Raw genomic sequence first — 20,349 nt, forward strand, 5'->3', positions numbered from 1 at the left:
ACGGGTCCGACACGCTGGTTCGTCGACGACGATCTGGTATAGGGTCAGATCCACGCTGATTGTCAGGAATCCGGTGAGAGTCCGGAACGGTCGCGCCACTGTGAGTCCGACGGACATGTGCCCGTCGTGACGAGTCAGGACGTGACGGTCAGCCTGCTTCCGGAACACGTCAGGGACGCGTCATCCCCGAAAGGAATTGCCCCATGGTTGCCTCGACACGAGCAGCACGAAAGCCTGCGGCCCTCGCCGTACCGAACCTCTCCGCGGCGTCGGCCGCGCTGTGGCTCACCGCGACGGTGCTCGTCGCCGCTCTCGCCTACTACTTCATCGGATACGACCAGGGCGCCTGGTCGGTGTTCGGCAGCGACACGCACATCCACGAGTTCGTCCACGACTCCCGTCACTTCCTCGGCTTCCCCTGCCACTGATCTGACCCGGGAGACAACAGAACAATGGAAAAGAAGTTCATCGGCGCAGGCCTGCTCTCCGGCCTGATCGCTGGTATTTTCGCGTACGTTTTCGCCAGGATCTTCATCGAGCCGGAGGTCGCCAAGGCGATCGACTACGAAGAAGGCCGTGGCCACGCCGAGGAGATGTTGACCGGCGAGCACGGACACGAGCACGAGGTGTTCACGCGCTCGGTGCAGGAGAACATCGGAGCGGGCGTCGGCACCGTGGTCTTCGCGGTGGCGATGGGTGCGTTCTTCGCCGTCGCGTTCACCATCCTCTGGACCTACCTCGGTCGTCGCTATCCCGCTACCGATCCCCGCTGGGCAGCGGCAGGTGTCGGCGCGCTGGGATTCGTCACCTTCTTCGGCGTGCCCTTCTTCGCGTACCCGGCAAACCCGCCCGCTGTCGGCAACGACGACACGATCGCCGACCGGTCGAGCGCGTATCTGACGATGACGGTGCTGTCGCTGGTGTTCATGATCGCTGCCGTGGTGTTCGCGCTCTGGCTGCGGCCGCGCATCGGCGGACTGCTCGGTGCCATCGCGGGCGCGGTGGGGTATCTCGTCGCGGTCACTGTCGCGATCGCCCTGCTGCCGAGCTTCGACGAGGTGCCGACCCCGGTCACCAACGACGCGGGCCAGATCGTCTACCCGGGCTTCCCGGCCGACGTCATCGGCGACTTCCGGGTCTACGCGATTGCGAATCAGGTGATCTTGTGGATGGTCCTGACCGTCGTGTTCGCGCTCGTGCTGGGCTTGCTGTCACGCTCTCGAGCGAACCAGGGCGTCGACGAAACGGAGACGCAGACCGTCGCCTGACCTTCCTCCGTTCCCACACGCGGCTCGAGTTGGCAAGCGCGGCTGGTGTACCAGCCGCGTTCACCAGCTCGGGCCGCGTTTGGCTTATCTGGCCAGCACGCAGTCGCCGCACACGGCAGTGCGATCGCCCGACACCCGGTAGATCAGACAGCAGCTCCGACGCTTGAAAGTCGGACCGGACCGCAACAGTCCGTCCTCGATGTCGGGGTGTGCGAGAAACCGATCCGCGTGCAGTAGTGCGGCGTCCGCGAGGTCCGGGACCGCCATCCCGATCATCCGTGCCGCGGAGTTGATCGCCGAGGCGACGTTGCCGCCCAGCACTCGCGTGCTGAGCGGATACCGCCGGGCGAACCATTCGCTCAGTTCGCCGACGGCACCAAGATCCACGTCGACGGCACCGTATTCAGCCTCGGCGGCACCGGGATTGGCGTCGGCGGCACCAGGTTTCGCGTCGACGGCACCAGGTTTCGCCTCGACGGCACCAGGTTTCGCGTCGGCGGCACCGGGATTGGCGTCGGCGGCACCGAGCAACACGACGGAGAGTGGAAACGGTCCGCCGAGTTCGTCGCGCCACCAGACGTGCTCGGGCTGCAGCGAGATGCTTGCTCCGGTGACCGCGGCGCCCAGCGCGGGCGCCACCAGTCGCGCGGTGAGGCCGAGGTGCGTCACCGATGCCGCGACGCGTGCTTCGACCTCCGCGGGAGCGCTGGCGGTGAGTGCTCGACGTACTCGTCGTACCCGGTCGACGAGGACGTCGTCGTCGACCAGCGCGGCTGCCATGGTCAACCAGCTCGCCCCGACCGGCGCGTCCGCCTCGTGGACCTCGACCTCGAAGAAGGGGCCGAAAGCGGCGTGAACTGACTCGGTCATCCTCTCTGCGTAGCGCACGACGGTGAACGGTGTCCACACACGCGGCGGGTCGGCGGCCGGCACGGGTGCCCGAAGCCGCCCGCGGTCGATTGCGTGAGTGCAGTTCACGCGGGTACCGGTGGGCAGTATCCGGGTACATGTGGATCGAGGGAAGCCGGCGTGCAAAGCTGTATTGAAACGTGTTCTAGTTATCGCTGATGGGTAGGTGGCTATGTTCGAGTGGTCCGAAGAAGACCTCATGGTGCGTGACGCGGTGCGGTCGTTCGTCGACAAGGAGATCCGGCCGCACTCCGACGAACTCGAGAGTGGGCAGTTGCCGCCATACGACATCCTGCGGAAGCTGATGACCTCCTTCGGCGTCGACGCAATGGCGCGCGAGGGGCTCGAGAAGGAACTCGATGCCGAGGCCTCGGGTGAGTCCAAGCCCAAGGGGTCCGGCGGCGGAATGATGAACTCGATGGCGCTGATCCTCAACATGGAACTGGCCGCGGCGAGTCTCGGCATGGTGGTCTCGATGGGGGTCAGCGTCGGACTCACGGTGTCGACGATCCGCTCGAAAGGCACGCTCGCGCAGAAGAAGCGGTGGCTGCCGGAGCTGGTGACCCTGGAGAAGGTCGGTGCCTGGGCGATCACCGAGCCGGACTCGGGTTCGGACGCACTCGGCGGCATGAAGACGACGGTCCGTCGCGACGGCGACGGTTACGTGCTCAACGGGCAGAAGACGTTCATCACCAACGGTCCGTATGCCGACACCATCGTCGTGTTCGCGAAACTCGACGAGGGCGACGGCACACCGATGCGCGACCGCAAGGTGCTGACCTTCGTGCTCGACAAGGGCATGGAGGGACTCACACAGGGCAAGCCGTTCAAGAAGATGGGCATCATGAGCAGCCCGACCGGTGAACTCTTCTTCGACAACGTGCGTCTCGGGCGCGACAGGCTGCTGGGTGAGACCGAGGACACCGGGTCGAGCAGCCGGGGCGACGACGGAGTGAAGGCGGGGTTCACCGCCGAACGCATCGGGATCGCGGCGCTGTCGATGGGCATCATCAACGAGGCTCAGCGGCTGTCGATCGAATATGCCAAGTCACGGACACTTTGGGGCCAGGAGATCGGTCGTTTCCAGCTCATCCAGCTCAAGCTCGCCGAGATGGAGATCGCCCGTATCAACGTGCAGAACATGCTGTTCAACGCGCTCGAACGCGCGAAGGCGGGCAAGCCGTTGTCGCTGGCCGAGGCGTCGGCGATGAAGCTCTACTCGTCACGGGCGGCGACCGAGGTCGCGATGGAGGCGGTGCAGTTGTTCGGCGGAAACGGCTATATGGCCGAGTACCGCGTGGAACAGCTTGCGCGCGATGCCAAGTCGCTGATGATCTACGCGGGTAGCAACGAGATCCAGGTGACACATGTGGCAAAGGGGCTGCTTGCCTGAGGGTTGTCAGGCCAGCGCACTTCCGAGTTCGTCGGCCTTCTCGATGAGTTCTGTTCCGTCGCGGGCGCTCACCGCGCCGGTGCAGTGCTGCGCGTAATCACTGAGAGCGCAGCCCGTTTGGGTCCAGTATCGGCGCGGCTCCGGGGTGACCCATGCCATCCGGTGGACCCGCCGAGCCAATCCGGCGAGCAGGTCGACGCGGGGATCGAAGCCGTTGCTGCGCGCGTCGCCGACGACGAGGACCGACGTGCGCGCGGTGATGAGACCGCTATGGCTCTCGAGCAACTCGGCGAGCATGCGGCCGTAATCACTCGTCGCCGACAGGTCGAGGTCGTCGGTGGCCAGGACGGCCGCGAGTGCGTCGTCGGCGGCGGCTGTTCTCAGCGCGGACGTGACCAGCACCGGTCTGTCCACGAAAGCCACGACCTCACACCGGTCACCGAACGCGTACAGCGTCTGTGCGAGTCGCAGTATGAAACCCGCGACAGGTCGCACCGACAACGAGACGTCGACGAGGATGAGCAGTCGCACCGGGCCCGGCGAGCGAACACTGCGCCACAGCGTGAGGGGGACCCCGTCCGTGCGGACGGCGGAACGCATCGTTCGACGCATGTTGAGCGCCCCACGATCAGCTTTGCGCGCCACCGTGCGTGGCGCACCCCGAATACGTTGGATGAGTCGGTGACACGCTCGGTCGATCTGTGCCTGATCGCTCCCGTGTAGGGGTGCGGAATCGAGTACGGCTTCTGCAGCTACGCCGACGAGGCGTTCGGAGAGTGCTGAGATGAACTGGGACAGTGCATGTTCGAGTTCCGCACGCTGTTCGTCGCTGAGGTCCTTCGCGCCGTCGTCGCCGTAGACGCTGCGTGCGTCGGCGGAGTCGAAAGCGGCGAGAATCTCAGCCGCGTCGGCCATCGTGATCGACGTTCCGCTCACGCGCGCCGTCGACCCCACCAGTTCACCGGCTTGGGCAGCTGCCGCTCCGTCGATCTCGACCGTGTAGGTGATTCCGCCTGCGACGCTGTTGCTTTCGGAGTCGACGGCCAACTGTTCTGTCCCCGCCGACACCGAGAAATCGTTCTCTTCGCGATGTGCGCTCTCCCCGTGGCGTTCACGCGCATCGGGGTCGTCGGCCATCAGATCGCCGATCTCGTCGGTGTGCTCGTCGGCGCCGATGCGCCGTGCCGCGCCGTCGAAGTCGTCGTCCCAGGCGACGTCCTCGGGTAGCTCTGCCGCAGCGCCGCGGGGACGCGGGAGGTCGGCGGCGCAATCTGCTTTCTGTGCGCCGACGAACACGAGGTCGAAGGCGGTGTCGAAGCCGTCGACCTCGTGCGCATACTTCACGCTCACCGCGCGGAGTGCTGCCCGCAGCCGGTCGAGGTGGCCGGCCCCCACAAGTGCCAGCGTGCGTCTGATCTCGATGACCTCGGCGGGGGAGACGGTGACGTGGTGGCGGCGGAGCGCGTGTCCGAACACCACCGCGATCGCGTCCAGTACGTGATCGCGGGTCGCAGTGGCACTTCGCGCTCGAGAGGTCGCCATGCGCTCAGCGTCGACCGGCGCTACGTGCGCGACCTGATCCGAACGCGGTCGCGGTCACAGATCCTCGCGGACTCGAGCCGTCGGCTGCGATCGGGGTCGGTGCATCGAGGGTGGATGCGGACGACTCCGGGGTGCCCATCGCGGCTCGCGCGGTGTCGAGATCACTACCGAACTTCACCAGCAGCGAGAGCAGGGCGCGATCGGTGGACGCCTGATCGTGTGCCGTGTCCGCAGCGTGCGTGGCAGTCGTCGCGCGTAGATACGACGCCGCCCGTGCGGCGTCGATGACCTCGGCGATTGAGGGACTCTTACGCAGCGGCAACTCTCGCAGGCGACGCGCGAGGTCGACGACGTCGGCGATCACCGCGGGCTCGACCTCCGGTGCGCGGACCGCGACGATGCGTCGTTCGCGCTCGACATCGGGATAATCGACCTGGAAGTGCAGACAGCGACGCTTGAGTGCGGGGGAGAGCTCGCGAGTGTCGTTGGAGGTGAGGATCACCCACGGCGACGACCGCGCGGTGAAGGTTCCCAGTTCCGGCACGGTCACCTGACGCTCTGCGAGCACCTCGAGCATGACCGCTTCCATCGCCTCGTCGGTGCGGTCGACCTCGTCGACCAGCAACACCGTCGGTGAGGCCGCGGTGATCGCGGCGAGCAGCGGCCTGGCGACGAGGAAGTCCTCGGTGTATACGCCGACGTCGGCGCGGGTCAGCGCCGCGGATGCGGCGGACAGTGTCGGCTGGGCGGCGAGTTCGGTGCCGATCCGGTCGCGCAGCATCTGCACGTGCAGGAGTTGGCGGGCGTAATCCCATTCGTAGAGTGCGCGTGACTCGTCGAGTCCTTCGTAGCACTGCAGACGGATCAATTCCCGACCCGACGCCGCAGCAAGGGATTTGGCCAACTCGGTCTTTCCGACGCCTGCGGGCCCCTCCAGAAGAAGTGGTCGGTCGAGCAGTGTGGCGAGGTGGACGACCACCGCGAGGTCGTCATCTATGACATAGCCTTGGGCGTCGAGACTCTCGATCAGCTCCTCCACGGTGTCGAATCCGTGTGAGAAGGGCGATGATTCGGCTTCCGACAGTCGGGTGTTCGACAGTGGGGCGTTGGACAGTTCGGACACGTCCGGCATGGCTCCTCGTGACATCAGTGCTCGCGGGTGTGGTGTGAACTCGGGGGTGCGGATCGGTCCAGGTGAAGGGTCAGGTCGCGACCTCACCCGGACCGATCAGCGTGCTCGGGAGGTGCTCAGTCTCCCGAGGGTCTCCTGGCAGCGCCCATCAGTACGTGCCCATCAGTACGTGCCGGTCATGGCGTGGCTCACCATCGGGATGAGTGATTCGACGGAGCATTCGCGCGGATTCGCCGGTGTGCACCAGTCATCCATCATGTGCTCGGCGATCGCCCGGATCTGCTTGTCCGAGGTGTCCATGGTCTCTCCGCGACCCTCGTACTTACCCGTGTTCATCCGGTTCTTTTCGTAACTGTTGACGGTGACCTGGCCGAAGTTGTCCGGGATGCCGAGATCCTTGGACAGTCGGATGGCTTCTTCGACAGCGGCATCGGCGGCCTGGACGGTCGACATGTTGGTGGTGTCGATACCCAGCAGGGCGGCCATGTCGGCATAGCGCTCGTACCGGCTGGGCAGGTTGTACTCCCAGACGCGCGGTAGGGCGATCGCGTTGTTCAGGCCGTGGTGGCTGTCGTAGAACGCGCTGACGGCGTGCGACAACGAGTGGATGAGACCGAGGCCACCGGAGTTGAATGCTTGTGCCGCAATGTATTGCGCGTTCATCATGCCGGTGCGGGCTTCGAGGTTGCGCGGCTCGTACACGGCGGTGCGCAGATGATCGCGGATCAGTTCGATCGCGTACTTGGCATTACCCAATGACGGCGCGAAGTCCAGCCGCGACACGTACGGCTCGGATGCGTGCGCGAGCACATCGAAGCCGCAGAACGCGGTGAAGTGCTCGGGGCAGCTGTAGTAGAGCAGCGGATCGTCCATGGCGAGGTCGACGAGGCAGGTGTCGTCGAAGGCCACCCACTTGTGCGGCTTGTTCATGTCCGACGTGTCGGTGATGACGTAGGCCCACGACGTCTCCGAACCGGTTCCCGCGGTGGTGGATACGGCGATGTGCTTGGGATTCTCCTTGTTGGTCGCCTTGGAGAAGCCCTCGAACTCGTTGATGTTGCGGCCGTCGTGCGCGATCACCATCCGGGCGCCCTTGGCCGCGTCGTGGCTCGAGCCGCCGCCGACCGAGATGATGCCGTCGCACTTCTCCGACTGATAGAGCGCGGCCGCGTCCATACAGTTGTAATCCTTGGGGTTCGACTCGACCTTGTCGTAGAGCACGACGTCGACACCCTGGTACTCGATCTTTCCCTTGAGTTCCTCGATGATGCCCGACCCGCGCAGGCCCGTCGTCATGAGCAGCACGCGTGTCATGCCGAGGTCCTTGGCTTCGACGCCGAGCATGTCGTGCGCGCCGACGCCCAGCTTGGCGTTCGGGAACGGGTGGAAGTCCTTGATCGGGAAGTCCCAGATCTGGTTCAGCTCGATGGCCATGTGGCGATCTCCTAGTGACGTGACGGTGTGTCCTGTTCCACTGTGTGGTCGACGTCACGCACATACAAGATCACCTGCTCAGATGAAAAGATGATCAGACTGTCGGTCGAGGGGTGACCCTGTCCATCCGGACAGGGATGAGGGCGGCGTCGGGATCGTGGAAAATGAAACGCCCCCATCGCCATGAACAGTGGTGGACCCAACGCGGGTCCCGAGGTGTCAGGCCCCGGTGAATATCAGCACGATCAGAGCCAGATTGAGCACGACGATGAGGATCGACGAAGCCGTTGCGGCAATGCGGAGCGTCCACCCGTCGGCGTAGTCGCCCATGAGTCGACGGTCGGCGGTGAGGCGGCCCAACGGGATGATCGCGAACGGGATTCCGAAGCTCAACACCACCTGACTGATGACCAGTGCCCAGGTCGGATCGACCCCGACTCCGAGGACCACCAGCGCCGGGACGAGTGTGACGAGTCTGCGGAGCACGAGAGGTATCCGGATGTGCAGCAGCCCATCCATGATCGCCGAACCCGCCGACGACCCGACCGACGTCGCGGCGAGGCCGCTCGCCAGCAGCCCGATGGCGAATATTGTTGCGACCGAGGGGCCGAGCGAGTCGCGCACCGCATCGTAGGCCCCTTCGATGGTGTCGGTGCCCTCTTTGCCGCGAAGGTTGGTGGCCGCGAGCAGCAGTAGCGCGATGTTGACCGCTCCCGCGACGATCAGGGCGATCACGACATCCCACCGTGTCACCCTGATGAGGCGTCGGGTCCGCGAGGGGCTGGTACTGATTCCGTGTCGATCGACGACCAGCGAGGAGTGCACGTAGATCGCGTGTGGCATGACGGTGGCGCCGAGCATGGACGCGGCGAGCAGGACCGTCTCGGGCCCCTGTAACCGTGGCACGAGTCCGCCGAGAACCTCTCCCGGAGGCGGGGGTTCCACAACGAGCCCGGCCAGGAACCCGACCACGATGATAGCGAGCATCCCCAGGATGACCCGCTCGAAGACATGCTGCTGACGCGGGTTCTGCAGCAGCAGCATCAGCAGCGACACCACGCCGACGATCACTCCACCGAGAACGAGTGGGAGTCCGAACAGGAGGTTCAACGCGATCGCCCCGCCGAGAACCTCCGCGAGATCTGTGGCGACCGCGACGGCCTCGGCCTGCATCCAGAAGGCCAACCGGGATCGGCGGCCCATGCGCTCACCGATGAGCGCGGGGAGTCCCTTGCCGGTGACGATTCCGAGTTTCGCCGACTGGTATTGGATCAGCATTGCGATCACGTTGGCCAGGACCAGGACCCAGACCAGCAGGAACCCGTAGCGGGAACCCGCTGTGATGTTGGCGGCGACATTGCCGGGATCGACGTAGGCGATGGCGGCCACGAATGCGGGGCCCAGTAGAGCGACGTTCCGCAGCAGTGTGCGCGGACGACGTACGCGGCCACGGGTTGCCGGCGACCCGGGTTGCTCACGTTCTTCGACCGTGCTCACCTGACCAATCTCGCACAGCTCGGCGCCGAGTTCAACCGACGCGAATCAAAAAGTTCGGGTGACCGAAACCCGGTACCAGTGCCATCCCAGACGCGGCTTGAGTTGGCAGACGCGGCTGGTGCACCAGCCGCGTTCACATGCTCGGACCGCGTGTGGGGCGCCGATGGTCACTGGAGGAGGCGCCACACCCGATCCCTCGACATCGGCAGCTCGTAGGGCCGACAGCCGACGGCCCGTCTGATCGCGTTGGCCAGAGCCGGTGCCACCGGGTTGTAGGGCGACTCACTCATCGACTTCGCGCCGTAGGGACCGAGGTCGTCGGACGTATCGGCGAAGTAGACCTCGGTCTCGGGGACGTCGGCCATCTGCGGCACCCGGTAGGTACGGAACACCGGGGTGAGCGGCACGCCCTTTCCGTCGAGCATGATCTCTTCGTACAGTGACGATCCGATCGCCTGGGCCACACCGCCCTCCACCTGTCCGCGGCACTGTTGCGGATTCATGACCGTGCCGGCGTCGGCGGCCTGGACCGACTGCAGTATGCGGACTGTGCCGGTGGCGGTGTCCACTGCAACGCGAAATGCGTGCACGTTGAACGCGATCGACCGCAGTGCACCGCTCTCCGACCCGCTGGCGGCGATACGGTCCCCGACACGATGAGTGGGATCGACGGCTGCGATGAGTTCGCCGAAACCGACGAGTCTTTCGCCGACCAGCGCGCCGTCGGGTACCAGCCGAACGGCGTCGGGAGAGGTTGCGGTGATCGAGGACGCGGCGTCGAGCAGGAGAGTGCGTAGCGCAAGAGCGGCACCGTGGGTCGCCTTGCCCGCCACTGTGATTCCTGCAGATGCGAACGCGCCGGTGTCGTACACCGCCGCGTCGGTGTCGCCGTGGTGCAACATGATGCGCGACGGATCGGTGCCCACCGCCTCTGCGACGATCTGCGTGAGGACCGTCGTCGTGCCGTTGCCGAACTCCGCCGTGCCGACCCCGACGTGATATCGGCCGTCGACGCCGACACTCACCTCGACGGTGGAGAAATGTCCACGCGGTGCCATGGTCGCGATGGCGGCGATGGCCATGCCCTCGCCCACACGCCACGAATCCCCTTGCGGCACAGCCGCTCCGTTCCCCTTCGCCAGCGCATTCTGGGCGAGGTCGAGACACTGGTCGAGGCCGTAACTGCCGTAGACGAGGTCGTCCTCCGGTTCCGGGTGTGCGATCAGGAGCGGGTCGCCGTCGCGGACCGCGTTGATCCGGCGTAGTTCGAAGGGGTCGATGTCGAGCGCGAGGGCCAGTTCGTCCATCGCGGACTCGACCGCCAGGATCACCTGCCCGAGCCCGTAACCGCGGAACGCGCCGGACGGCGGGTTGTTGGTGTAGACGACCTCGGCGTCGATGCGCTTGACCGGGCAGTTGTACACCGACACCGATTCGGCGCAGGCGTGGAACATCACCCCCATCGAGTGATTGCCGTAGGCGCCGGTGTCGGAGAGGACGTCGACCTTCATCGCACGGAGCCGGCCGTCGTCATCGGCGCCGAGGTCGACCGCGACGCGGAAGGGATGACGGTACGTGGTGCGGGTCATCTCGTCGGTGCGGGTCATCTCGTAACCGACCGGCGCGCCGGTGCGTAGAACCGCGATCGCGACGAGGTCTTCGGTGAGCAGTTCCTGCTTGCCGCCGAAGCCGCCGCCGACGCGCGCACTGAACACCCGGATCTGTTCCGGCGGTAGTTCGAGCAGCAACGCCAGTTCGTCGCGAACAAGGAACGGAACCTGGGTGCTGGTGCGGATCACCAGGCGACCGTCGTCGTCGAGCCAGCCGATGGAGCCATGTGTTTCCAACTGCGCATGCGATATCCGCGCGGTGCGCCACGTTCCGCCGACGGTCACCGGGGAGTCGGCGAGTGCGGAATCCACATCACCGCCGAAGCCCTCGTGGAACGAGGAGATGACGTTGCGGCCGGCCTCGAAGACCCTGTCCTCGGGCGTGCGGTCGGGATGGACGATCGGCGCGCCGGAACTCCTGGCCTCCTCCGGATCGAAGACGCCCGGCATGATCTCGTACTCGACGTCGATGAGTCGGCACGCCTCCTCGGCGATTCCGGCGGTGTCGGCGACGACCGCGGCAACCCGCTGACCGACGAACCGCACCACGGAGTCGAGGACCAACGTGTCATCGGGGTCGTCGGCGCGGGATTCGTGTCGCGCGGTGGAGAACCTTCGCGTGCTGACGTTCTCATGGGTGAGGACCAGCGCGACGCCGGGCAGGGCCTCGGCCGCCGAGGTGTCGATCGAGAGGATCTTGGCATGCGGGTGCGGAGAGGTCAGGACGCGCAGGTAACGCATGCCGGGGACCGCGACGTCGAAGGTGTACGGCTCGTTGCCGGTGACCACACGACGTGCCGCCGGCGGGGCGAGTGAGCTGCCGACCGCGGGGATGGTCTGGCCACCGCACCCGTCAGCGGTGTCCGCTCGACCAGCAGGCGTCGAGGACGGCGAGATCGCAGGGGAGGCTCCCTGCCGAATGGCCTGGCGTATCGCGCGATATCCGGTGCAGCGGCAGAGGTTTCCCTTCATGGTGCGCTGCAGTTCGTCGGTGTCGGCGACTGTCTGCGGGTCGAGGGTCGACGCGGTGACGATCATCCCCGCGGTGCAGAAACCACACTGGAACCCGAAGTTGTCGACGAACGCCTGTTGCATGGGATGGAGGTCGTCGACGGTTCCGAGACCGGATACCGTCGTGACGGAGCGACCGTCGACACGCTGTGCCGGGAAGATGCACGAGTGCACCGGCTTACCGTCGACCAAGACCGAACACGCACCGCAGTCACCCGCGTCGCACCCCTTCTTGACCTCGAAATGTGCCTGCTCGCGCAGGAACGTCCGCAGGCACTGTCCCGCGGCGGGCTGGGCTTCCACGGCATCGCCGTTGATCTCGAATTTCACCGCGCACCATTGTCTTTCGTCGAGCGTGAGAGCTCGACACGGATCTGTTCTGCCAGAGTTGCCGACACGCTGCGTCGCCAGTCGGCGGCACCGAGCGGGTCGGTGTAGTAGCCGTCGGCCGCCCAGATGTCGGCCCGCAGGCGGTCGGCGTCGGGTAATCCCTCGTAGCGCAGTACCGTCGGCCAGAGGGTTGCGGCGGTGATACCGAAGACAGCTGTGTCGTCCTCGTCGTGCCGGCCGGTGATCACCGCTCCGGACCGGCCGAGCTCCGCGAGTGCGATCTTGCGGAAACCCGTTCGGGCGCGCAGTGCGTAGCCGGGGATGTCGATCGCGCGTAACACGTCTCCGTCGCCCAATGTGTTGGTGCCGTTGCCGGTCACCAGTTCGGCGACGGGGACGGTGTAGTCGGTGCCGTCGGCACGCCAGACGAGTGCCCGTCCGTCGAGGCCCGACGCGAGTGACACCATCGAGGCGGCCGCGAACGATCGGCAGATGTTACCGCCGACTGTTGCCACGTTCCAGATCTTGAAGGAAGCGAGAAGCGCTGTGGCGCATTGGAACAGCAGCGGGTGGGCATGCCAGCCACGTTGTGCGGGCAATTCGGCGAGCTGGGCCACCGTCGCCGTCGCCGCAATCCGCAGACCGCCGTCGGGAAGGTCCTCGAACGGTTTCCAACCGATCCTGCTGATGTCCACGACGCCGGTCGAGGCCACCTGGGGCTCGGAGAAGAACCAGGTGCCACCCGCGACGATGCGTTCGCCGTCGGCGAGTCGGAGGTCGTCGCGATCGTGTGCGTAACGGTAGGTCGAGATGGTGTGTAGATCCATCAGATCCACCAAGCTGTACTGCTCGCAGTGATCATGAGTGCACTCCGGTCGCCTTGTCGAGGAGCCGACGGTGCTCATGAGCGCAGTCGGCGGCGACTGCGTCTGTGTCGACGGTCAGCATCTCGGCATCGGCGACGACTTGGGCCCCGTTGACCCAGGATGCCCTGATCGGTGGAATGGCGCCGAGTACCAGGGCCGCGATCGGGTCATCGATGTCGGCGTGTGCGAGCCTGCTCAGATCCCAGAGGACCAGATCGGCGAGTTTGCCGACCTCGATCGAGCCGATCTCCTTGTCGCGTCCCAATATTCGTGCCCCGCCGATGGTGGCCAGCTCGATCGCCGTACGCGTGGTCAATGCGGTGGGGCCACCCCTGGCGCGGGCCATCAGCACAGCCTGGTGTGCTTCCTCGAGCAGTCGAGCGGATTCGTTCGACGCCGCGCCGTCGACGCCGAGACCGACGGGTACCCCGGCGTCGACAAGATCACGGGTGCGGCAGATGCGATTGCCCAGTCGGGCGTTGGAGGTGGGGCAGTGGGCCACACCGGTTGACGTCGCGGCGAGTCGGACGATCTCGTCGTCGGCGAACTCGATGCCGTGGGCGAACCATACGTCGTCGCCGATCCAGCCGACCGATTCCATGTATTGCAGTGGGGTGCAGCCGAAATGCTCGTCACAGTAGATGTTCTCGTCGACTGACTCGGCGAGGTGTGTGTGCAGGCGCACGCCGAGTTCCCGCGCGAGAGCCGCGGATTCGCGCAGCAGGTCGGTGGTGACCGAGAAGGGTGAGCACGGTGCGAGTGCGATGCGCAGCATCGACTCCGGTGCCGGATCGTGCCAGCGGGTAACGGCATCGGAACTCGCGGCGAGGATCTCGTCGATACCCTGCACCACCGTGTCCGGGGGGAGTCCGCCGTCCTTCTCGGACAGATCCATCGAGCCGCGTGTGGGGTGGAAGCGCAGACCGGTGGTGCGGGCCGCCTCGATCTCCGCGCCGAGGAGGTCGCCTCCTTCGCGGGGGAACACATAGTGGTGGTCGGTTGTCGTCGTGCATCCCGACAGTGCCAGCTGCGAGAGGCCACCGAGAGCTGCGGTGTGCACGGCGTTCTCGTCGATACCCGCCCAGATCGGGTACAGCGTGGTGAGCCATTCGAACAGTGTGTGATCGGCGGCGAGCCCGCGGGTGATCCACTGATAGAGGTGGTGGTGGGTGTTGATCAGGCCGGGTGTCAGGACGCAGCCCGAGCCGTCGATTCGGGCGACGTCGGCCGGAAGTGGTGGTGCAGCGACCTCGTCGTCGATGATCGCGGTGATCGTAGTGCCCTCGAAGAGTACCGATGCCCGCGACAGTTCCCGCCGCCGCGGGTCGACGGTCACGACGGCGGCGTTCTCGATGAGGGTTGCTGAGGGCACAGCGACACGCTACGACGAATGGGCCTGCGCGGCATGTCGGGGTGCCCGGCTACGCACCCCTGTGGCGTCGGTTACGTGCGCCGGGTGGTCGCCGGGATCAGGCGGTGATGGTGACCGGTGTGCCGTCGCCCGCCCACTCGTAGAGGTGCTTGATCTGGTCGCCGGGCACATGGATGCAGCCCTCGGAACCCTGCGTCCTGTACTTCGTGGTGTCGCCGTAGGGGAACTTCTGCCAGGGCGAGTCGTGGAAGCCGATGTCGCCGAAGAGATGCAGCCAGTAGTGCACGAAGACCGTGTATCCCGGTCCACTCAGCGTGCGGTCGACGTCGTGACTCTCGATCTGCCAGGTTCCGAGCGGGGTACCTGCACCGCGGTCGACGCTTCCGGTGGTGACGGGCACGTCGGAAATCTGACGTCCGTCCTCGCAGAGGGCCATGTGTTGCGACGCGAGGCCGACGACGATCGCTTTACCCGTCGCGTTCGCGGGACATGACGGCAGGGGAGGAGCAGGTGCGGTGACGACCGGCAAGGGTTTCGGATGCTGTGCCGACTCGGCCGACGCGGACGAACGCTGCGTGAGGCCGGTGATCGTGGCGATCGTGACAGCCAGCACCGCTACCGCCGCGAGAGCGGGCCACGCGTATCCGAGCACGAGCGACCTCGTCGTGTGACCACGACCCTGCTTCTTGGCAACCGATATCATTTCGTCCGACGTTACCGCAGACCGGACGAGAGGCAGTTCCTACCCGTGTCGGTGCAGACACCGGGTGCGTGGGTAGCGGGCGTGCTCGGGGAGGTCACCGGCCGCGCGCAGGACGGTACGGAATGGAATCGCTCACGGTCACATCGACGTCGATCGGTCGGCCGATCTGGGGAAACGCCCGCTGTGGACACGCGGATCTCGGGCACACCTTGCATCCGGCGCCGATCGGCACGGTTCGACGGTCTTCGGCGAGGTCGACACCTGTGGAGTAGATCAGGCGGTCGGCGTGTGCGAGGTCACAGCCGAGTCCGATCGCGAAGGACTTGTGCTGCGTGAGATAACCCTGTCCCTCGTCGGTGCTGCGTGCCAGCCAGAAGTACGACCTGCCGTCGGGCATCTGCGAGACCTGGGTGACTATGCGGCTGGGAGACGCGAAGGCGTCGTGAACGACCCACAGCGGGCAACTCCCGCCAGCCCTCGAGAAGTGAAACGCTGTGGCGGACTGCCGTTTCGAGATGTTCCCGGCTCGGTCGGTCCGCACGAAGATGAACGGTATGCCCCGGTGTCCCTGGCGCTGCAGCGTCGACAACCGATGGCACACGGTCTCGAAACCGACGTCGAACCCGACACAGAGCAATTCGATGTCGTACCGCGCATCCTCCGCAGCTGCGCGGAAACGCCCGTACGGCAGCAACAATGCGCCGGCGAAGTAGTTGGCCAGGCCGATCCGGGCGACAGACTGCGACTCCTTGCTGAGTTCTGTCGCCTCGGCGATGACGGCGTCGACCACGTCGCCTTGCGTGATCAGTGCCAGTTGCGTCGCGAGCTGGAAGGCACGCTGCCCCGACGTGAGTCGACCGGCGAGATGGACGACACGCTGCGCGGGGTCGTAGACGCGTTTGGGTTGACGCGCGGCCCCGGCGGGATCGTCGTCGTGCGCGATCGACACCGAGATGCCGTGTTCGCGCGATAGGAGTGTCGCCAATTGGAGGTCGAGGCCCCCGATGTGTAGGTGGTGCCGATCGAACATGTCCTCGGCGGCACGGTCGAGGACGTCGATGTAGTTCTTGCGGTCGTAGAAGAAGTCGCGAACCTCCTCGAACGGCATCGGGATCGACGACGCGCCGTCGGAGTGCGAGGCGCTGCCCCGGTAGGTCTCGAGCTCGGATTCGGCCGCGGCGAGGCGGCGGTGCAGCGTCGAGATCGTGCGGCCGACCGCGGGCATCCTGGAGACGAGCTCGGTGATCTCCGCGCGCGTGACGTCGCCGGCATCAGGATGCGTGGACAGCGCTTCGGCGAGGTCGGCGACGAGTCGCGCGTCGGTGTCCGCGGCGAAGTAGTCGGCGTCGAGATCGAACTCGTGGGTGAGTGCGAGCAGGACCGAGACCGTGATGGGGCGTTGGTCGTTCTCGAGTTGGTTGACGTAGCTGGTGGACTTGTCGATCCGGCGTGCCAGCGCTGCCTGCGACAGCCCGTGCTCGTCGCGGAGACGTCGCAGGCGAGCGCCGACCAGCAGTCGTCTCGATGTCGAAGCAGCCATCTCGGGAGTGTAGCGCCATCGCCATCCGCAACCTTTGCACAATTCGGACCAAGAGTCCGCAAAAATACGCACTGTCCAGCACTTTCGAGGGTGAACCCCTTCTGCGTACGGTGCGAACATGATCATTCACAACGTGCGTACCCATCGCAGCGCGGAGACTTTTCCACAGTCTGAGCACCTCGCTCAGAAGATCGCCGAGGTTGCCGCCGACCCGGTCGAGGTACCGGTCGACACGACGGACATGGTGATCAACCGCATCATCGACAACGCTGCGGTCAGCGCGGCGTCGGTGATCCGACGACCCGTGACAACCGCGCGTGCGCAAGCACTCGCTCACCCACCGGCAGCCCGAAAGAACGGTGCCGGGGTGTTCGGGGTCGGGGGTTCGTACTCGCCCGAGTGGGCCGCGTGGGCCAATGGAGTCGCCGTTCGTGAGCTCGACTTCCACGACACGTTCCTGGCAGCGGAGTACTCACATCCCGGCGACAACATCCCACCGCTGGTCGCTGTCGCCCAGCATGTGGGCGCGACCGGCGCCGATCTGATCCGCGGCCTGGCCACCGCATACGAGATCCAGATCGACCTCGTCCGCGGAATGTCGTTGCACGAGCACAAGATCGACCACGTCGCCCATCTCGGACCTTCGGTCGCCGCGGGACTGGGTACCATGCTGCACCTCGACGCCGAGACCATCTACCAGGCGGTCGGTCAGGCGCTGCACCTCACCACCGCCACCCGACAGTCCCGAAAGGGACTGATCTCGAGTTGGAAGGCGTACGCGCCGGCCCACGCGGGGAAGATCGCCATCGAGGCCGTGGACCGGGCGATGCGCGGGGAGGGCTCGCCCGCACCGATCTGGGAGGGCGAGGACGGTGTGATCGCGTGGATGCTCGGTGGAGCCGACAAGGTCTACGAGATCCCGCTACCCGGTCCCGGCGAGGCCAAGCGCGCGATCCTCGACAGCTACACCAAGGAGCACTCGGCCGAATACCAGAGTCAGGCGCCGATCGACCTCGCGCGCCGAATGCGCGAGCGGATCGCGAATATCGACGACATCGAATCGATCGTGCTGCACACCAGTCACCACACCCACGTGGTGATCGGCACCGGCTCGAACGACCCGCAGAAATTCGATCCCTCCGCGAGCCGGGAAACGCTCGACCACTCGGTCATGTACATCTTCGCCGTGGCGCTGCAGGACGGCACCTGGCACCACGAGTCCTCGTATGCGCCGGAGCGCGCCAACCGTCCCGACACCATCGAACTGTGGCGCAAGATCTCCACCGTCGAAGACCCGGAGTGGACGCGGCGCTACCACTCGACCGACCCTGCCGAGAAGGCGTTCGGCGCCAAGGCGGTCGTCACGCTGCGCAGCGGCGAGGTGATCACCGACGAACTCGCCGTCGCCGACGCCCATCCGCTCGGTGCGCGTCCCTTCGCGCGTGCGCAGTACGAAGCGAAGTTCGCCACCATGGCCGACGGCGTCATCGACGTAGCCGACCAGCAGCGCTTCCTGACCGCAGCCCGGGGGCTCGCCGAGCTCGGCTCGGATGGGCTCGACGCCCTGGTTCCCAGAGTGCTGCCCGTGGTTCTCGACAAGGCGCCCACCATCGGGTCGGGGATCTTCTGATGTCCGCGACCAACACGACAGCAGGATTGTTCTCCTCGGCGGTGTCGGCATCCGACAAACGTCGCGCACTGCGAACCGGTCTCGCCTGCGGCGAACTGCAGCGGTGGCCGGGCGCGTTCTCACCGCTGGCGGCCAAGCTCATTGCCGATGTGGGTTTCGAGGGTGTCTACGTCTCGGGTGCCGTCCTGTCGGCAGATATCGGACTGCCCGACATCGGACTGACCACCCTCAGCGAGGTGGCTGACCGGGGCGGGCAGATCGCACGTGCGACGGATCTGCCCACTCTCGTCGACGCCGACACCGGCTTCGGTGAACCGATGAGCGCGGCGCGGACGGTCGCAGCGCTCGAGGACGCGGGGTTGTCCGGATGCCACCTCGAGGATCAGGTCAACCCGAAGCGGTGCGGCCACCTCGACGGCAAGGACGTCGTGCCCACGGCGGACATGCTCAAGCGTCTCGCCGCGGCCGTGACGGCGCGCCGTGACGAGAACTTCGTGATCTGTGCGCGCACCGACGCACGGGCGATCGAGGGACTCGACGCCGCGATCGACCGCGCCAGGGCCTACGCCGACGCCGGTGCCGATCTGATCTTCACCGAGGCGCTGCGCGATCTGTCGGAGTTCGAGGCGTTTCGCGCCGCGGTGGACGTTCCGTTGCTGGCCAACATGACCGAGTTCGGCAAGTCCGAACTCCTCACCGCCCGTCAGCTTTCCGATGTCGGATACAACGCCGTCATCTATCCCGTCACCACGCTGCGGATCGCGATGGGTGCAGTCGAAGCAGGACTGCGCGAATTGGCAACGGCGGGAACGCAAGTCGGTCTTCTCGACGGCATGCAGCATCGCAGCCGCCTGTACGAGCTGCTCCGCTACGCCGACTACAACGACTTCGATTCCGAACTCTTCACCTTCCGACTGCCCGGCGAGACAACCACGGAGACAATGTCATGAGCGCACCATCGGTTGACCAGACCATTCACAAAGGGCTGGCAGGCGTCGTCGTCGACACCACCGCGATCTCCAAGGTGGTCCCCGAGACCAACTCGTTGACCTACCGTGGATACGCGGTGCAGGATTTGGCTGCGCACTGCAGTTTCGAACAGGTCGCCTACCTCCTGTGGCACGGTGAGCTGCCGACCGACAACGAGTTGGCAGCGTTCACCCAGCGGGAGCGTGCGAGCCGTCGGCTCGACCGTTCGACCCAGGCCGTTCTCGCCCGAATCCCGGAGAACTGCCACCCGATGGACGTCGTACGGACGGCGATCAGCTATCTCGGCACCGAAGACCCGGACGAGGACGACGCCAATCCGACTGCAAACTTCGACAAATCGCTGCGGATGTTCGCCGTACTGCCGACGATCGTCGCCGCGGACATGCGTCGACGACGTGGCCTCGACCCGATCGGACCACATCACGCGCTCGGCTACGCCGAGAACTTTCTGACGATGTGCTTCGGCGAGCTTCCCGATCCGGTCATCGTTCGGGCATTCGAGAAGTCGATGGTGCTCTACGCCGAGCACAGCTTCAATGCCTCGACCTTCGCGGCCCGCGTGGTGACCTCGACGCAGTCGGACATCTACAGCGCGGTCACCGCGGCCATCGGCGCACTGAAGGGGTCACTGCACGGCGGCGCCAATGAGGCCGTCATGTACGACATGATCGAGATCGATCGCCCTGAGCGTGCACGAGGCTGGCTCGAGGGCAAGCTCGCGAACAAGGACAAGGTGATGGGGTTCGGTCACCGCGTGTACAAGAATGGGGACTCGCGGGTCCCGACGATGCGCGACGCGCTCGTGGAGGTGTCCGAGCATCTCGGCGATGACCGGTGGGTGCGGATCTACGGAGAACTCGAGCACCTCATGGCCGACCGAACCGGAATCCTGCCCAACCTCGACTTTCCGACCGGACCCGCCTACCACCTGATGGGATTCGACATCGGGTCGTTCACCCCGATATTCGTGATGAGCCGCATCACGGGGTGGACTGCGCACATCATGGAACAAGCTGCGTCGAACGCGTTGATTCGCCCGCTGAGCGGATACACCGGTCCAGCGCAGCGCGAGCTCACATCGTGAGACAAAAGTGAGGCAACGACCTCACTTTAGGATATGTT

General features: G+C 65.8%; 16 protein-coding genes and 1 riboswitch. Of the genes, 6 read left to right on the plus strand and 10 right to left on the minus strand.

Annotation, left to right across the window (positions count from 1 at the left end; genetic code table 11):
• Positions 1-65: 65 nt before the first annotated feature.
• A riboswitch (cobalamin riboswitch) is annotated at positions 66-141 on the plus strand.
• A gap of 62 nt (positions 142-203) precedes the next feature.
• Both GOOTI_RS21820 and GOOTI_RS21825 read left to right on the plus strand, forming a co-directional pair.
• A complete protein-coding gene (locus GOOTI_RS21820) occupies positions 204-428 on the plus strand; it encodes a CbtB domain-containing protein (RefSeq protein WP_005174000.1) in 225 nt (74 codons plus the stop codon).
• 24 nt (positions 429-452) lie between these two features.
• On the plus strand, positions 453-1,268 hold the full coding sequence (locus GOOTI_RS21825; RefSeq protein ID WP_007240776.1) for a CbtA family protein: 816 nt from the start codon (positions 453-455) through the stop codon (positions 1,266-1,268).
• 84 nt (positions 1,269-1,352) lie between these two features.
• Here the strand turns inward: GOOTI_RS21825 and GOOTI_RS21830 are convergent, their stop codons facing one another.
• On the minus strand, positions 1,353-2,138 hold the full coding sequence (locus GOOTI_RS21830) for a (2Fe-2S)-binding protein (RefSeq protein ID WP_039994556.1): 786 nt from the start codon (positions 2,136-2,138) through the stop codon (positions 1,353-1,355).
• Positions 2,139-2,349: 211 nt separating this feature from the next.
• On the opposite strand from GOOTI_RS21830, the gene GOOTI_RS21835 reads away from it, so the two are divergent.
• Positions 2,350-3,570: an acyl-CoA dehydrogenase family protein gene (locus GOOTI_RS21835; RefSeq protein ID WP_007240778.1), complete on the plus strand. Its 1,221-nt coding sequence runs from the start codon at positions 2,350-2,352 to the stop codon at positions 3,568-3,570.
• Between the two features lie 6 nt (positions 3,571-3,576).
• Here the strand turns inward: GOOTI_RS21835 and madC are convergent, their stop codons facing one another.
• From madC to GOOTI_RS21880, 9 genes are all read right to left on the minus strand, one after another.
• A complete protein-coding gene (madC, locus tag GOOTI_RS21840) occupies positions 3,577-5,112 on the minus strand; it encodes a MadC family VWA domain-containing protein (RefSeq protein ID WP_007240779.1) in 1,536 nt (511 codons plus the stop codon).
• Positions 5,113-5,116: 4 nt separating this feature from the next.
• Entirely contained in the window at positions 5,117-6,244 is a 1,128-nt protein-coding gene (locus tag GOOTI_RS21845; protein WP_007240780.1) for a MadB family AAA-type ATPase, read from the minus strand.
• Positions 6,245-6,406: 162 nt separating this feature from the next.
• Positions 6,407-7,678 carry an NDMA-dependent methanol dehydrogenase gene (gene mdo, locus GOOTI_RS21850; RefSeq protein ID WP_005173993.1) on the minus strand — a complete coding sequence of 424 codons (1,272 nt, stop codon included), beginning with the start codon at positions 7,676-7,678 and terminating at the stop codon, positions 6,407-6,409.
• A 219-nt stretch (positions 7,679-7,897) separates the two neighbouring features.
• Positions 7,898-9,175, minus strand: coding sequence for an Nramp family divalent metal transporter (locus tag GOOTI_RS21855; RefSeq protein WP_007240781.1), 1,278 nt, complete (start codon positions 9,173-9,175; stop codon positions 7,898-7,900).
• A gap of 167 nt (positions 9,176-9,342) precedes the next feature.
• Complete coding sequence (locus GOOTI_RS21860) at positions 9,343-12,126, minus strand: molybdopterin-dependent oxidoreductase (RefSeq protein ID WP_007240782.1); 2,784 nt, start codon at positions 12,124-12,126, stop codon at positions 9,343-9,345.
• Positions 12,123-12,953: an FAD binding domain-containing protein gene (locus GOOTI_RS21865; RefSeq protein WP_039994557.1), complete on the minus strand. Its 831-nt coding sequence runs from the start codon at positions 12,951-12,953 to the stop codon at positions 12,123-12,125. Before GOOTI_RS21865 ends, GOOTI_RS21860 begins: the two co-directional genes overlap by 4 nt.
• Before the next feature lie 31 nt (positions 12,954-12,984).
• On the minus strand, positions 12,985-14,364 hold the full coding sequence (locus GOOTI_RS21870; protein ID WP_007240784.1) for an 8-oxoguanine deaminase: 1,380 nt from the start codon (positions 14,362-14,364) through the stop codon (positions 12,985-12,987).
• A gap of 97 nt (positions 14,365-14,461) precedes the next feature.
• Positions 14,462-15,067 (minus strand): L,D-transpeptidase, encoded by a 606-nt coding sequence (locus GOOTI_RS21875; RefSeq protein WP_007240785.1) that lies wholly within the window; start codon positions 15,065-15,067, stop codon positions 14,462-14,464.
• A 94-nt stretch (positions 15,068-15,161) separates the two neighbouring features.
• Positions 15,162-16,607, minus strand: coding sequence for a short-chain fatty acyl-CoA regulator family protein (locus GOOTI_RS21880; RefSeq protein ID WP_007240786.1), 1,446 nt, complete (start codon positions 16,605-16,607; stop codon positions 15,162-15,164).
• A 118-nt stretch (positions 16,608-16,725) separates the two neighbouring features.
• On the opposite strand from GOOTI_RS21880, the gene prpD reads away from it, so the two are divergent.
• The 3 genes from prpD to GOOTI_RS21895 are packed head-to-tail and all read left to right on the plus strand — an operon-like array spanning position 16,726 to position 20,311.
• The gene (gene prpD / locus GOOTI_RS21885; protein WP_007240787.1) at positions 16,726-18,237 is read left to right on the plus strand and encodes a 2-methylcitrate dehydratase PrpD; all 1,512 of its coding nucleotides are present in this window, start codon (positions 16,726-16,728) and stop codon (positions 18,235-18,237) included.
• The gene (prpB, locus tag GOOTI_RS21890) at positions 18,237-19,187 is read left to right on the plus strand and encodes a methylisocitrate lyase (protein ID WP_007240788.1); all 951 of its coding nucleotides are present in this window, start codon (positions 18,237-18,239) and stop codon (positions 19,185-19,187) included. Before prpD ends, prpB begins: the two co-directional genes overlap by 1 nt.
• A complete protein-coding gene (locus GOOTI_RS21895) occupies positions 19,184-20,311 on the plus strand; it encodes a bifunctional 2-methylcitrate synthase/citrate synthase (protein ID WP_007240789.1) in 1,128 nt (375 codons plus the stop codon). The genes prpB and GOOTI_RS21895 overlap by 4 nt, the downstream gene beginning before the upstream one ends.
• Positions 20,312-20,349 lie beyond the last annotated feature (38 nt).

It is taken from the genome of Gordonia otitidis NBRC 100426 (genome assembly GCF_000248075.1).
Lineage (GTDB): Bacteria > Actinomycetota > Actinomycetes > Mycobacteriales > Mycobacteriaceae > Gordonia > Gordonia otitidis.

Excerpts from the sequence above, each read along its gene's own strand:
- GOOTI_RS21820 (WP_005174000.1), top strand. The coding sequence starts at position 204 with ATGGTTGCCTCGACACGAGCAGCACGAAAGCCTGCGGCCCTCGCCGTA.
- GOOTI_RS21825 (WP_007240776.1), top strand. The coding sequence starts at position 453 with ATGGAAAAGAAGTTCATCGGCGCAGGCCTGCTCTCCGGCCTGATCGCT.
- GOOTI_RS21830 (WP_039994556.1), bottom strand. The coding sequence starts at position 2,138 with ATGACCGAGTCAGTTCACGCCGCTTTCGGCCCCTTCTTCGAGGTCGAG.
- GOOTI_RS21835 (WP_007240778.1), top strand. The coding sequence starts at position 2,350 with ATGTTCGAGTGGTCCGAAGAAGACCTCATGGTGCGTGACGCGGTGCGG.
- madC (WP_007240779.1), bottom strand. The coding sequence starts at position 5,112 with ATGGCGACCTCTCGAGCGCGAAGTGCCACTGCGACCCGCGATCACGTA.
- GOOTI_RS21845 (WP_007240780.1), bottom strand. The coding sequence starts at position 6,244 with ATGCCGGACGTGTCCGAACTGTCCAACGCCCCACTGTCGAACACCCGA.
- mdo (WP_005173993.1), bottom strand. The coding sequence starts at position 7,678 with ATGGCCATCGAGCTGAACCAGATCTGGGACTTCCCGATCAAGGACTTC.
- GOOTI_RS21865 (WP_039994557.1), bottom strand. The coding sequence starts at position 12,953 with ATGGATCTACACACCATCTCGACCTACCGTTACGCACACGATCGCGAC.
- GOOTI_RS21875 (WP_007240785.1), bottom strand. The coding sequence starts at position 15,067 with ATGATATCGGTTGCCAAGAAGCAGGGTCGTGGTCACACGACGAGGTCG.
- GOOTI_RS21880 (WP_007240786.1), bottom strand. The coding sequence starts at position 16,607 with ATGGCTGCTTCGACATCGAGACGACTGCTGGTCGGCGCTCGCCTGCGA.
- prpD (WP_007240787.1), top strand. The coding sequence starts at position 16,726 with ATGATCATTCACAACGTGCGTACCCATCGCAGCGCGGAGACTTTTCCA.
- prpB (WP_007240788.1), top strand. The coding sequence starts at position 18,237 with ATGTCCGCGACCAACACGACAGCAGGATTGTTCTCCTCGGCGGTGTCG.
- GOOTI_RS21895 (WP_007240789.1), top strand. The coding sequence starts at position 19,184 with ATGAGCGCACCATCGGTTGACCAGACCATTCACAAAGGGCTGGCAGGC.